This is a genomic window from Yimella lutea, assembly GCF_006715095.1.
Classification (GTDB): domain Bacteria; phylum Actinomycetota; class Actinomycetes; order Actinomycetales; family Dermatophilaceae; genus Yimella; species Yimella lutea.
This window is the reverse complement of sequence record NZ_VFMO01000001.1, coordinates 2,795,373-2,807,236: the sequence shown is the minus strand read 5'-3', so window position 1 is coordinate 2,807,236 and position 11,864 is coordinate 2,795,373. Positions and strand designations below refer to the sequence as shown.

At 67.9% G+C, this 11,864-nt stretch carries 11 protein-coding genes; 9 read left to right on the top strand and 2 right to left on the bottom strand.

Annotated features, from left to right (window positions below):
• The first annotated feature begins 28 nt into the window (after window positions 1-28).
• From rimP to FB459_RS13525, 5 genes are all read left to right on the top strand, one after another.
• Window positions 29-565, top strand: a complete 537-nt coding sequence (gene rimP / locus FB459_RS13545) for a ribosome maturation factor RimP (RefSeq protein ID WP_141928866.1) — start codon at window positions 29-31, stop codon at window positions 563-565.
• Window positions 565-1,614, top strand: a complete 1,050-nt coding sequence (gene nusA, locus FB459_RS13540) for a transcription termination factor NusA (protein ID WP_129625604.1) — start codon at window positions 565-567, stop codon at window positions 1,612-1,614. Before rimP ends, nusA begins: the two co-directional genes overlap by 1 nt.
• Window positions 1,611-1,994: a YlxR family protein gene (locus FB459_RS13535; protein ID WP_211345194.1), complete on the top strand. Its 384-nt coding sequence runs from the start codon at window positions 1,611-1,613 to the stop codon at window positions 1,992-1,994. Before nusA ends, FB459_RS13535 begins: the two co-directional genes overlap by 4 nt.
• A 107-nt stretch (window positions 1,995-2,101) precedes the next feature.
• Window positions 2,102-5,089 (top strand): translation initiation factor IF-2, encoded by a 2,988-nt coding sequence (gene infB, locus FB459_RS13530; protein ID WP_141928865.1) that lies wholly within the window; start codon window positions 2,102-2,104, stop codon window positions 5,087-5,089.
• A gap of 180 nt (window positions 5,090-5,269) precedes the next feature.
• Complete coding sequence (locus FB459_RS13525; RefSeq protein WP_141928864.1) at window positions 5,270-6,289, top strand: TRM11 family SAM-dependent methyltransferase; 1,020 nt, start codon at window positions 5,270-5,272, stop codon at window positions 6,287-6,289.
• A gap of 201 nt (window positions 6,290-6,490) precedes the next feature.
• Here the strand turns inward: FB459_RS13525 and FB459_RS13520 are convergent, their stop codons facing one another.
• Window positions 6,491-7,051 (bottom strand): hypothetical protein, encoded by a 561-nt coding sequence (locus tag FB459_RS13520; protein ID WP_141928863.1) that lies wholly within the window; start codon window positions 7,049-7,051, stop codon window positions 6,491-6,493.
• Between the two features lie 168 nt (window positions 7,052-7,219).
• Here FB459_RS13520 and rbfA point away from each other — a divergent pair, with 168 nt between their 5' ends.
• Window positions 7,220-7,657, top strand: a complete 438-nt coding sequence (gene rbfA / locus FB459_RS13515; RefSeq protein ID WP_141928862.1) for a 30S ribosome-binding factor RbfA — start codon at window positions 7,220-7,222, stop codon at window positions 7,655-7,657.
• A gap of 7 nt (window positions 7,658-7,664) precedes the next feature.
• A complete protein-coding gene (truB, locus tag FB459_RS13510) occupies window positions 7,665-8,570 on the top strand; it encodes a tRNA pseudouridine(55) synthase TruB (protein WP_246092451.1) in 906 nt (301 codons plus the stop codon).
• 10 nt (window positions 8,571-8,580) lie between these two features.
• Here the strand turns inward: truB and FB459_RS13505 are convergent, their stop codons facing one another.
• A complete protein-coding gene (locus FB459_RS13505) occupies window positions 8,581-9,612 on the bottom strand; it encodes a putative sugar O-methyltransferase (RefSeq protein ID WP_170221925.1) in 1,032 nt (343 codons plus the stop codon).
• Window positions 9,613-9,712: 100 nt separating this feature from the next.
• Between FB459_RS13505 and FB459_RS13500 the strand changes: the two genes are divergently transcribed.
• The gene (locus tag FB459_RS13500; RefSeq protein ID WP_240795994.1) at window positions 9,713-10,669 is read left to right on the top strand and encodes a bifunctional riboflavin kinase/FAD synthetase; all 957 of its coding nucleotides are present in this window, start codon (window positions 9,713-9,715) and stop codon (window positions 10,667-10,669) included.
• A gap of 14 nt (window positions 10,670-10,683) precedes the next feature.
• Window positions 10,684-11,838: a rod shape-determining protein RodA gene (gene rodA / locus FB459_RS13495; RefSeq protein WP_141928859.1), complete on the top strand. Its 1,155-nt coding sequence runs from the start codon at window positions 10,684-10,686 to the stop codon at window positions 11,836-11,838.
• Window positions 11,839-11,864 lie beyond the last annotated feature (26 nt).

Genomic DNA, 11,864 nt, shown 5'->3' with positions numbered 1-11,864 from the left:
TCCCACTCGAGAACACAGGAGTCAGGCGATGAGCACCAGCCCGACGGATCGGCACCAGCAGATCCTTGCCGACCTGACCTGCGCGTTGGCCCCCCTGGGCGCACGCGTCGAGGACCTCACCGTCACCCCCGCCGGCAAGCGCCGCGTCGTCCGCGTGCTCGTCGACCGCGACCTGTCCGATCTCGACCTCGCCGACGACACCTCAGCCATCGAGCCGCTCGATCTCGACACCGTCGGTGAACTCACCCGCGTCATCAGCGACCGTCTCGACGAGACCGACGCGATGGGCGAACAGCCCTACGTACTCGAGGTCTCCTCGCCCGGAATCGACCGCCCGCTCACCGAGCCGCGGCACTACCGGCGCAACGTCGGCCGGCTGATCACGGTCGCCCGCACCGAGGGTGGCGAACTCACCGGACGCGTGATGCGCGCCGGTGCCGACGATTTCGACCTGTTGGTCCAACCCGCCAAGGGCGAACCTGCGCTGACGACGCTGGCCTACGCCGACACGACGAAGAGCAAGGTGAACGTGGAGTTCAACCGGGCCGAGGAAGGAGAGCTCTGATGGACATCGACATGGCTGCACTGCGCGCGCTCGAACGGGAGCGCGAGATCCCGATGGATGTCATCGTGCCTGCGATCGAGCAGGCGCTGCTCACCGCCTACCACCGCGTGGAGGGATCCCTGCGGCACGCCCGCGTCGAACTCGACCGCAAGAGCGGCCATGTCGTTGTGTGGGCCCGTGAGGACGGCGAGATCGACGACGAAGGCGTCCGCAGCGACCCCGGCCCGGAGTTCGACGACACCCCCGACAACTTCGGACGCGTCGCCGCGGCGACCGCCCGACAGGTCATCGTCCAGCGCATGCGTGACGTCGAGGACGAGGCGATCCTCGGCGACTTCAAGGGCCGCGAGGGCGACATCGTCGCCGGCATCATCCAACAGTCCAGTGACCCGCGCACCGTCCGTGTTGACTTCGGCACGGTCGAGGGATTCCTGCCGTCCGCCGAGCAGGTGCCGGGCGAGACCTACAAGCACGGTGAGCGGCTGCGCTGCTATGTCGTGAGCGTCAAGCGCGGACCGAAGGGCCCGCAGATCGGTCTGTCGCGCACCCACCCCAACCTGGTGCGCAAGCTGTTCGCGCTCGAGGTGCCCGAGATCGCCGACGGCACCGTGCAGATCGCGGCTCTTGCCCGCGAGGCCGGCCACCGCACCAAACTCGCGGTGCACTCCAAGACTCCCGGCGTGAACGCGAAGGGTGCCTGCATCGGCCCGATGGGCTCGCGGGTGCGGGCCGTCATGACCGAACTGCACGGCGAGAAGATCGACATCGTCGACTACTCCGAGGACCCGGCCGAGTTCGTTGCCGCTGCGCTGTCGCCCTCGCGGGTCTCCGCAGTGGAGATCACCGACCGGGCCGGCAAGGCTGCGCGCGTCATCGTGCCCGACTACCAGCTTTCGCTGGCGATCGGCAAGGAGGGTCAGAACGCCCGACTCGCGGCCAAACTGACCGGCTGGCGCATCGACATCCGTCCCGACACAGCGCCCGGTGGACCGGCTGTTGCGTCCGGCTCGCCGACCGCCGCGGGACCCGCCGGAAACGGCGGGGAGTGAACGCTGCGCTAGACTTGCTCGCGGACAGTTCGCCAGAACGTAGCCACAAACCTGCACACACCGGTCTCCGGACGTGTGTCGGTTGCCGGCAGCGGGACGAACGGTCCGAGTTGGTACACCTCGTCGCGATCGCCGATCGTGAGCGGCCGTCTCGGTGGCAGGTCATGGTCGACGAGCGAGGCCGGTTGCCCGGCAGGGGAGCCTGGTTGCATCCGCGAGTCGCATGTGTCGAACGGGCTTTGGCCCGTCAGGCACTCGGACGCGCGTTGCGAGTACCGGCGCAGGTGGACACCACACCCGTCCAGGAGTGGTGGGCCATGCACGACGCCGCTGCATCGACCGATGCCGCGGACAAGGAAGAGAACCGAAAGCGGGTTTGACGCTGATGAGCACCCGATGAGTACTCAGCGATGAGCAACACCCTCTGATTGACGGTTCGCTCGCGATTCTTTCGCGCTCGGACCGTCGCAATCCATAAAGGAGAAGCGTGGCAAAGGTCCGAGTTCACGAGCTCGCAAAAGAGCTCGGGATCGAGAGCAAAGAACTTCTTGCGTACCTGAAGGAGCAGGGGGAGTTCGTCAAGACGGCGAGCTCCACCATCGAGGCTCCGGTCGTCCGCAAGATCAAGGAGAACCCGCCGCCCTCGGCGGGTAAGGCTGAGGAGAAGGCCGACAAGCCGGCCGCGAAGTCGGCTGCGCCGAAGCCCGGCGCAAAGAGGGCTGCACCGTCCCCGTCCAGCACACCGAGCACCCCGTCGAGCACCCCGTCGAGCACCTCCGCTCGTCCGGGTCCGTCACCGGCCAAGCCCGCTGCAGAGCCGAAGGCTCCGCAGGCTCCGGCCGCGGCTGTCAAGCCCACAGTCGAGCCCGCAGCCGCGCCCGAGGTGAAGGCCGCCCCGAAGCCGGCGACCGAATCGGCACCCGCTGCCGAGTCCGCGCCGTCCGCGCCGTCCGCCGCCCCGGCGGCCCGCGAGACGTCGAACCGTCCGGGTCCGGCAGCACCGAAGCCCGGTGCTCGTCCGGCACCGGCCGCTCGTGAAGAGCGTCCGGCGCGTGACCAGGGTCGCGATCAAGGTCGCGATCAGGGTCGTGGTGACTCGCGCCCGGGTCGTCCCGGTGGAGCCGGCGCGTCCGGTGGTGGCCGCTCCGGCGCGCCGCGTCCGGGCAACAACCCGTTCAGTTCCAGCCAGGGCATGCGCTCGGGTCAGCCGGCGCGTCCGGGCAACAACCCGTTCGCTCCCAGCCAGGGCATGCCCCGTCCGGCCTCGGCTCGCGGCGCCGGTGGCGCAGCGGGTCCGCGTCCGGCAGGTCCGCGTCCCGGTGGCGCTCCCGCCGGTGGTGCCCCGCGCCCGGGTGGATCCCGTCCCAGCCCCGGCATGATGCCGGAGCGCTCCTCGATCGGTCGTCCCGGTGACCGTCCCGCCCGTGGTGGGGGCCCCGGTCGTCCCGGTGGCGGCCCCGGCGGTGCGCCCGGTCGTCCGGGCGGCGGCGGTTTCGCCGGTCGTCCCGGTGGCGGCGGTAACCGTCCCGGTGGTCGTGGTGGCACGCAGGGTGCGTTCGGACGAGGCGGCGGAAAGGTCCGCGGTCGCAAGTCCAAGCGCGCGAAGCGTCAGGAATTCGAGCAGATGCAGGCTCCGTCGATCGGTGGCGTCAGCGTTCCCCGTGGCGACGGCAAGACCGTCGTGCGGGTGCGTCGCGGTTCGTCGCTGACCGACTTCGCCGACCGCATCGACGCGAACCCCGCGTCGCTGGTGACCGTGCTGATCCACCTCGGTGAGATGGCCACGGCGACCCAGTCGCTCGACGAGGACACCTTCAAGCTGCTCGGTGCCGAGCTGGGCTACGACGTCCAGGTCGTCTCGCCGGAGGACGAGGAGAAGGAGCTGTTCGGCGCCTTCAACATCGACCTCGAGGCAGAGGCCGATGCCGAGTCCGACGAGGACCTGCAGGCCCGTCCGCCGGTCGTGACCGTCATGGGTCACGTCGACCACGGTAAGACGCGACTGCTGGACGCCATCCGTAACGCCGACGTCCAGGCGTCGGAGGCCGGTGGCATCACCCAGCACATCGGTGCCTACCAGGTGCACAAGGAGCACGAGGGCAACGACCGTCCGATCACCTTCATCGACACCCCGGGTCACGAGGCGTTCACCGCCATGCGTGCACGTGGTGCGAAGGTCACCGACGTCGCGATCCTCGTGGTCGCGGCCGACGACGGTGTCATGCCGCAGACGATCGAGGCCTTGAACCACGCACAGGCGGCCGATGTGCCGATCGTCGTCGCGGTCAACAAGATCGACGTCGACGGTGCGAACCCGGCCAAGGTGCGTCAGCAGCTGACCGAGTACAACCTGATCGCGGAGGAGTACGGCGGCGACACCATGTTCGTCGACGTGTCGGCTCGCCAGGGTCAGAACATCGACGAGCTGCTCGAGGCCGTCCTGCTCACCGCAGACGCCGCCCTCGACCTGCGCGCCAACCCGGACAAGGACGCTCGCGGCGTCGCGATCGAGGCCAACCTCGACCGTGGACGCGGTGCGATCGCCACCGTCCTGGTGCAGTCGGGCACGCTGCGTGTCGGTGACGCGATCGTCGCCGGAACGGCCCACGGCCGCGTCCGCGCGATGCTCGACGAGCACGGCAACAACGTGTACGAGGCGACCCCGTCCCGTCCGGTCCAGGTGACCGGTCTGGCCTCGGTGCCGCGTGCAGGTGACACGTTCATCGTGGCTCCGGACGACCGCACGGCTCGCCAGATCGCCGAGAAGCGTGAAGCTGCCGACCGTCAGGCCAGCCTGGCCAAGGCGCGCAAGCGGATCAGCCTGGAGGACCTCAACGAGCACCTCGCCGCCGGCAAGGTCGAGACCCTCAACCTCATCCTCAAGGGTGACGTGTCGGGTTCGGTCGAAGCGCTCGAGGACGCCCTCATGCAGATCGATGTGGGCGAAGAGGTCGACCTGCGCATCATCGACCGAGGCGTCGGCTCGATCACGATGAACAACATCAACCTCGCGGTGGCCTCCAACGCGGTGATCATCGGCTTCAACGTGCGAGCCGAGGGTCAGAACGCGGAGTACGCCGACAAGGAAGGTGTGGAGATCCGGTACTACTCGGTGATCTACAGCGCCATCGAGGAGATCGAGGCGGCCCTGAAGGGCATGCTCAAGCCGGAGTACGAAGAGGTCGAGCTCGGTACCGCGGAGATCCGCGAGATCTTCCGCTCGTCCAAGTTCGGCAACATCGCCGGCTCGATCGTCCGCTCGGGTGAGATCAAGCGCGGCACCAAGGCGCGCATCACCCGCAACGGCGTCGTCGTGGCCGAGAACGTCGAGATCGCCGGTCTGCGCCGGTTCAAGGACGACGTCACCGAGGTCCGTGAGGGCTTCGAGTGCGGTATCAACCTCGGGTCGTACAACGACCTGCAGTTGGGCGACCTCATCGCGACGTACGAGATGCGGGAGAAGCCGCGGGCCTGATCCCGCTGCTCTTCATGGAGCCCCCGGTGCGAGTTCGCTCGCACCGGGGGCTTCCTGCGTCCCTGATCGCGTCCTGGCAGGAACAGGGAGGGATTTTCCCGCGAGAAGGGAAAGTTCGCTGCCGGTGGACAAACGCCTCCCCGAAATGCCGGCGCCGTCCGCCCGGTAGCGTGACCGGTCGTGAGTGAGTACCTGGTGCTGGTCGCACCGTCGAGCAATCGTGTCTATGCGGACGCTGCCCCGCGCCTGGCCGCGGCCGAGATCGAGACCGTGCTGGCGGCCTTCGGATCGACTCCCGACGTCGCGCCGATCGACTTGGCGGGGGTCGATTACCTGACCATTTCCGCCTCCGGTGACGAGGTCGTGCCGGCTCTGTCGAATCTCTCGGCGACGTTCGCGCTGTTCGAGCGCGAGGGCGAGTTGCTGCGGCCGATTCCGTTGCAGCGCAGGCAGTTCTACCCCAGCGATCTGGTGACGATTCAGAAGTACCAGGGGAAGACCAACGAACAGTGGACGCGGTTGCTGCTCAACGTCACTGCGGCTGCGACCAAGCGTCCGAGCAAGTGGCTGGACGGCGGCCTGGACGTCATGGACCCGATGTGCGGACGCGGGACGACCCTCAACATCGCTCTGCTGGCGGGGTACAGCGTCACCGGCGTCGACGTCGACCGCAAGGACTACGACACCTACGCCGCGTTCCTGAAGACGTGGGTGCAGGCGCACCGGCTCAAACACACGATGGACCGGGGCGCGAGCACGACCGGCGGACGGGCCCGCGGTCGCGAGTTCACTCTCGAGGTGGCACCGACCAAGGACGCGTTCAAAACCGGAGACACGCAGACGGTGCGCTATCTGTCGACCGACACCACCGACCTCGGTGGCCTCGTCCGTGCGGCGAGCATCGACGTCATCGTCACCGACACCCCGTACGGCGTGCAGCACGGATCACACGGAGACCGTCTCTCGCGCCGTCCGCTCGAACTGCTCGACCGTGCGATGCCCGCATGGATCCGGACGCTGCGCACCGGAGGAACGGTCGGTCTGTCCTACAACCGACACGTGGCTCCTGCCGAGAACCTGGCGCTGATGTTGGAACAACACGGTCTCATCGTGGTCACCGACTGGCGGGACAGCCCTTTCCGCCACCGGGTCGACGCCTCCATCGACCGCGACCTCATCGTCGCTCGCAAGGAGTCCTGACAACACGGGCCACGCCCTCACGCCGGTCGAGTAGTGAGGCAGGGTTACCGACCGAGCCTCGACCGTGCTCACCTGTCTGCGCGGCATCCCGTCAGCCCGCCCGCGATCGAGACCACGTGAGGTCCCCGTGAGCGCAGCCAACTAAGTTGCCGCTCGGCGATGTTCACGCGGTCCCGATCGCGCAGATGCTCAGCGACCGACTCAGACGGTCGGCGTCCAGCTGGACTGCGCCGTCCCCGAGGGCGACGTTGTGGACGAGCCTGCCGAGGAGTCGCCCGACTGACCCTGCCCGGTCGGGGGAGCCGGACGCTCACCACGCGGGCCGCCCTTACCGGGGCCGCCGGTGCGTTCGGTGATCGTCTTGAGGTCCTTGCTCACCTCGTACATGACCCTGTCGCCGGACTTGGTGGCCAGCACGTCGTACGAGCCGTCCTCGTCCTGCAACACCTTCTCGATCGTCGCGCCTGGGTACTTCGCGGTCACCGCGTTCTTCACGCTGGTCGCGGCCGTGCCGGTCACCTCCGTGTGCTTGTGCATCCCGCGAGCGTCCTTGCCCGCACGCGGACCGCAATCCTGGGTCGCATCCTTCGTCGCGTCGTCACCGGAGCTCTTGTTCGAGTCAGCGGACGAGGAGCTCGACGAGCTCGGTGAACTGGTCGCGCTCGGCGAGGTGGTGTCGGCGAGCGAGGTCGCGGCCGCGCCCACGCCGAGACCTGCTGCCGCCGCGAGTCCGGCAGTCGCGAGGATCTTCATGGTTGCCATGTCATGCCTTCCTGAGTCGGAACCGACACCGTCCGGTGTCGTCCTGAAGCAGATTCGGGCCGGTGGCTGTCAGGAGGCTGTCGGGATGCCTTCGCAATGCTGGGACTTCGTCGCAGCACGCACCCGCCGACGACGATGGTCGACGTCGTTGGCGGTAGGTTTGCACGCATGGCTGACCCCGCACGCGCACGAAAGATCGCCGAACGCATCAAGTCCTTGGTGGCCGAGTACCTCGAGTTCCGGCTGAAGGACGAGCGCCTCGGATTCATCACCGTCACCGACGTCCGGGTCACCGGCGACCTGCAGCACGCATCGGTGTTCTACACCATCTTCGGGGACGAGAAGGCGCGTGCCGACACCGAGGCGGCGCTCGCCGACAACCGCGGCCGGATCCGCTCGCACGTCGGCAAGGGCCTCGGCATCCGGCTCACCCCGTCGCTGGAGTTCATCCCAGACGCGATTCCCGAAGGTGCAGCGAACATCGAGGCAGCTCTCGCCGCCGCGCGGGAACGCGACGCCGAACTGCAGCGCAATGCCGGTGCCCAGTACGCCGGCGACGCCGACCCGTACCGCAAGCCTGCGGCGGACGACGCCGGTGACGAGTGACCGACGAGTGACCGACGACGGACTCCTGCTGGTCGACAAGCCGGCCGGCTGGACCAGTCACGACGTCGTGGCCCGCACCCGTCGCCTCGCCGGCACCCGCCGGGTCGGGCATGCAGGCACGCTCGACCCGATGGCCACCGGACTGCTGGTGCTCGGTATCAATCGGGCGACCAAGTTGCTGACCTTCCTGGTCGGGTGCGACAAGACGTACACCGCGACGATCAGACTGGGTCAGTCGACGGTCACCGATGACGCCGAGGGCGACATCACCGCCACAGTTGCGACGGCGCAGCTCGACGCCGGTGCCGTCTCGGACGCGGTCGCACGGCTGACCGGGTCGATACAGCAGGTACCCAGTTCGGTGAGCGCGATCAAGGTCGACGGGAAGCGGGCGTACGCGAAGGTGCGCGGAGGCGACGAGGTGAAGCTCGCGGCTCGGCCGGTGACGGTGAGCACCTTCGAGATCAGGTCGAGCACCCCACGTCCGGAGATCGGGGCCGGAGCCCTTGACCTTGAAGTGGAGGTCGAGGTCTCGTCGGGCACCTACGTCCGTGCGCTCGCCCGGGATCTGGGCGATCTGCTCGGAGTCGGTGGGCACCTCACCGCGCTGCGCCGCACACGCGTCGGGCGGTACACGATCGACGGCGTACCGACGATGGACGAGCTCAACAAGGCCCATCACGCCGATGAACCGCTGAACATCCTGCCCATGGCGCAGGCGGCGCGCGAGCAGTTCCCGGTGCGCGAACTCGACGAGGCGCAGGCACGCGCGTTGCGATACGGACAGAAGCTCGCTTCGTCAGGACCGCGGGTCGACGTGGTGGCAGCCATCGGCCCGGACGAGGATCTCGTGGCGATCCTCGACCAGACCGGGGAGCGTGCTGTGTCGAAGGTGGTCTTCCCGGCCGGCTGAGGTCGGTGAGTCAGCGACGACGGAAGACGTTGACCTGTCCGGCGCTGCGGACCAGCGGGGTGTCGTACTGACCGACCAGTTCGAGCCCATGGCGGTCGAACATGTCGATGATGTCGGCGGACTTGACCGGGTCCAGGGCGCCCCAGTCGCCTGCCTGTGCTGCCTTCGGCTTGCCCTCTCGCGAGTTGAGCGACACGGCGTACGTGATGCCCTTGTCGCAGACCTGCCCGATGTAGTGGTCGACGACGGGCGGCTCCATCTCCTGGAAGGAGAAGGAGTTGACGAACACGTCGAACTGCGCGTCGAGGTCCTCGATGCGGAAGTTGGGCAACACGCCACATTCGGGCACGGAAATCGGACCGCGTGCGGCTGTCTGCGGGTCGTAGACGATGACCGAATCGGCGCCGAAGAGTTCGGTCAGGTAGTAGGAGGCCACGGTCAGCAGCGGCGGGATGTCGAGGTCGACGTACCGTGCTTGCGGATCGCGCGTGCGCACGATCTCGCCGAGAACGCCGAAACCGCCGCCGATCTCCAGGAAGCTGGTCGGTGGACGATCGACGTGCCGCGAAAGCGCCGCCAGCAGCAGCAGGTAGTTGGCGTACGCCCTGCCGAACTGGGCACTTCCTCCGGGGACACCCCCGAATGCCTGCCAAGGGGATCCGACCTTGCTCTCGCCGTGCCCGCCGATGTCGAACGGCCACCGGTGCTGGTCCCAGGCCATCATGGCCACGTCGAAGTCGCGCCGTGCCTCGAACCATCCGTTCAGTGAGTTGTAGAAGTATCCCTGGTTGGCGCGCGGGTTGACCTGCTTCGCGCTCTGCAGCGCTTTGGCCAACGTCGCCTCGGTCCAGCCGTCGCCGTACATCGGGTAGAACCAGATCGGGGCACTCGGCCACGATTTGAACTTCTCCAGACCGATCGTCTCCATCTCGGACAGCAGGCGATCCACGCCGGGTCCCCAGAAGTTCGTCGGACGATACGTCTCGTCCGTCGTGCGGAGTTCGTCGAGCGATCGGCGCGTCAGCTCGGCCCAGCCAGTCATCCCTACCTCCATCACCTGCGTCGACCGGTGTTCCGGGTCGTTCGAATAGTGGCACGAGGCGGAACGCCGTCGGATGAGCACGCGCACTACAGTTGCCGCCGTGCTTGTGATCACCCGCGTCGAGGACGTGCCGGCCGACCTCGGACCCACCGTCGTGACGATGGGCAACTTCGACGGCGTGCACCGCGGGCACCAAGCACTGCTGGAACGAGTCTGTGGCCTCGCCGGTGAACGAGACGCGACCCCGGTCGCAGTGACCTTCGATCCGCATCCGATCGCCGTCCTGCGTCCGGACGAGGCTCCCGAGGCATTGGCCGGGCTCGAGGCGCGGATGAGCCGCCTGGCCGACGCCGGTGTGGCCGCGACCTTGGTCCTGGAGTTCACCACCGAACTGGCTGCGATGACTCCCGAGGACTTCGTCCGTGCCGTCTTCGTCGAAGCACTGAATGTTCGGGTCGTGGTGTGCGGCAAGGACACTCGCTTCGGTGTGCGCAACTCCGGTGATGTCTCGACGCTGCGCGATCTGGGCGACGAGCACGGCTTCGAGGTCGTCGTGCTGGACGACGTGGGCACCGGGCGGCGCTACTCCTCGACGTGCGTCCGCGAAGCGCTGCGGGAGGGTGATGTCACCGCCGCCGCCGACATCCTCGGTCGCCCGCACACGGTGACCGGCATGGTCGTGCACGGTTTCGAACGTGGCCGTGAACTCGGCTTTCCCACGGCGAACCTCGCCCAGAACAGCACCGGCATGGTGCCCGCCGACGGCGTCTATGCCGGTTATCTGGTACGTCCGTCGCTGGCGCCGATCCACCCCGATCACCGCCTCCCCGCGGCGATCTCGGTCGGCACCAACCCGACCTTCGAGGGCACTCAGCGCACCGTGGAGGCATACGTGCTCGACCGCACCGACCTCGACCTTTACGACGAGGTCGTCACGGTGGAGTTCGTGCAGCGGTTGCGTGGCAACGTGAAATTCGAGGGCATCGAACCACTCATCGAGCAGATGACCCGCGACGTCGACGAGGCCCGCAGGCTCTGCCCGGCCCTGAGCGACTGACGACGGACCTCCCGATGACGACGCAGGGCGGTCTCGGCGCCGTCTGGCCGAAGACCGCCGACACGCGTCAGTTGTCCTGGACACGCAGCGACTGGGGTCTGCTGCTGTCCGCGGCAGCTCTCTGCGCGATCGGCGCGCTCCTGGTGTACTCCGCCACGCGGAACGTGGAAGGCGCCGGATCTCTGGTGCGGCATCTGTTCAACACCGTCGTCGGTGTCACCCTGGCGGTGGTGGTGATGCGAACCGACTTCCGGGCGATCCGCGCATTGGCGCCGTGGGTCTACCTGGGCGCGATCGTAGGTCTGGTGCTCGTACTGAGTCCGTTGGGTTCGACCATCAACGGGTCCCGGTCCTGGATCCAGGTGCCCGGCTTCTCGATCCAGCCCGCCGAACTGGCGAAAGTCGCCCTATGTGTGGGTCTGGCGATGATCCTGGCCGAGCGGGGAGAACGTGGCGCGCCGCCTCCGCGGCGCGATGTGTGGCTCGCCGGGGGAGTGGCCGCCCTGCCGATCCTGCTCGTGCTCGCCCAACCCGACCTCGGCTCGGCCCTGGTCCTGGTGATGCTCAGCGTCTGCGTACTCGCGGTGTCGGGGGCCTCGCGGTGGTGGCTGGCCACGATCTTCACCGCAATGGCGTGCGCGGCGGTGATCGCCGTGACCACGAACGTGCTCGACCCGTACCAACGAGCCCGCCTGACCGCGTTCGCGGATCCGGACGGCGACCCGACCGGCATCGGCTACCAGGTGCAGCAGGTGAAGATCGCGATCGGATCGGGCGGCTGGACCGGCGAAGGACTCTTCCAGGGACGCCAGACGCAGGGCGGTTTCATCCCCTTCCAGCAGACCGACTTCGTCTTCTCCGTGGCAGGCGAGGAACTCGGCTTCGTCGGCGCAGCGATCGTGATCGCGTTGCTGGGAACGATCCTGGTGCGCGGCGTCCTGATCGCCCGCCGCGCGCAGGACTCCTTCGGACGCCTGGTCGCGGTCGGTGTCGTCGGTTGGTTCCTGTTCCAGGTGCTGGAGAACATCGGGATGAACCTCGGGCTCATGCCCGTCACCGGACTTCCGCTGCCGTTCGTCTCCTACGGCGGGTCGAGCATGTTCGCCTGTTGGGTGGCGATCGGGCTGCTGGAGAACGTCCATCTGGTGAGCCTGCGGCGTCTGTATTGAGCAAGAGAGACCGGTTTGTTGCCGGG

What these genes read in the sequence shown, in the direction of transcription:
- rimP (WP_141928866.1), top strand. Translation starts at nt 29, where the DNA reads ATGAGCACCAGCCCGACGGATCGGCACCAGCAGATCCTTGCCGACCTG.
- nusA (WP_129625604.1), top strand. Translation starts at nt 565, where the DNA reads ATGGACATCGACATGGCTGCACTGCGCGCGCTCGAACGGGAGCGCGAG.
- FB459_RS13520 (WP_141928863.1), bottom strand. Translation starts at nt 7,051, where the DNA reads ATGGCAACCATGAAGATCCTCGCGACTGCCGGACTCGCGGCGGCAGCA.
- rbfA (WP_141928862.1), top strand. Translation starts at nt 7,220, where the DNA reads ATGGCTGACCCCGCACGCGCACGAAAGATCGCCGAACGCATCAAGTCC.
- FB459_RS13505 (WP_170221925.1), bottom strand. Translation starts at nt 9,612, where the DNA reads ATGACTGGCTGGGCCGAGCTGACGCGCCGATCGCTCGACGAACTCCGC.
- rodA (WP_141928859.1), top strand. Translation starts at nt 10,684, where the DNA reads ATGACGACGCAGGGCGGTCTCGGCGCCGTCTGGCCGAAGACCGCCGAC.